Origin of the sequence: Ensifer adhaerens (genome assembly GCF_002940685.1) — a bacterium.
Lineage (GTDB): Bacteria > Pseudomonadota > Alphaproteobacteria > Rhizobiales > Rhizobiaceae > Ensifer > Ensifer adhaerens_E.
Genome location: NZ_PNFP01000053.1, coordinates 1 through 1188 on the forward strand (window position 1 = coordinate 1; position 1188 = coordinate 1188).

Genomic DNA, 1188 nt, shown 5'->3' on the forward strand with positions numbered 1-1188 from the left:
CTGCATGAGCCATTTCGCGGCGATCGCACCGCCTTTTTACAGCCATGTTCGCGCATTACAGAATCTCGCTCAGGAACTGGTCGCGCGCGGTCATCGGGTGACGTGACCTTTATTCAGCAATACGATATTAAACACTTGATCGATAGCGAAACCATTGGATTTCATTCCGTCGGGACAGACAGCCATCCCCCCGGCGCGTTAACGCGCGTGCTACACCTGGCGGCTCATCCTCTGGGGCCGTCAATGCTGAAGCTCATCAATGAAATGGCGCGCACCACCGATATGCTGTGCCGCGAACTCCCCCAGGCATTTAACGATCTGGCCGTCGATGGCGTCATTGTTGATCAAATGGAACCGGCAGGCGCGCTCGTTGCTGAAGCACTGGGACTGCCGTTTATCTCTGTCGCCTGCGCGCTGCCTCTCAATCGTGAACCGGATATGCCCCTGGCGGTTATGCCTTTCGAATACGGGACCAGCGACGCGGCTCGCGAACGTTATGCCGCCAGTGAAAAAATTTATGACTGGCTAATGCGTCGTCATGACCGTGTCATTGCCGAACACAGCCACAGAATGGGCTTAGCCCCCCGGCAAAAGCTTCACCAGTGTTTTTCGCCACTGGCGCAAATCAGCCAGCTTGTTCCTGAACTGGATTTTCCCCGCAAAGCGTTACCGGCTTGTTTTCATGCCGTCGGGCCTCTGCGCGAAACGCACGCACCGTCAACGTCTTCATCCCGTTATTTTACATCCTCAGAAAAACCCCGGATTTTCGCCTCGCTGGGCACGCTTCAGGGACACCGTTATGGGCTGTTTAAAACGATAGTGAAAGCCTGTGAAGAAATTGACGGTCAGCTCCTGTTAGCCCACTGTGGTCGTCTTACGGACTCTCAGTGTGAAGAGCTGGCGCGAAGCCGTCATACACAGGTGGTGGATTTTGCCGATCAGTCAGCCGCGCTGTCTCAGGCGCAGCTGGCGATCACCCACGGCGGCATGAATACGGTACTGGACGCGATTAATTACCGGACGCCCCTTTTAGCGCTTCCGCTGGCCTTTGATCAGCCCGGCGTCGCGTCACGCATCGTTTATCACGGCATCGGCAAGCGTGCTTCCCGCTTTACCACCAGCCATGCTTTGGCTCGTCAGATGCGTTCATTGCTGACCAACGTCGACTTTCAGCAGCGCATGGCGAAA

1 protein-coding gene is annotated in these 1188 nt (G+C 56.0%); it reads left to right on the plus strand.

The genetic code is table 11. The features are described from left to right. Positions 1-243 precede the first annotated feature (243 nt). Positions 244-1188: glycosyltransferase (locus tag C1A35_RS35570; RefSeq protein WP_199773114.1), on the plus strand; the 945-nt coding region annotated here is incomplete at its 3' end.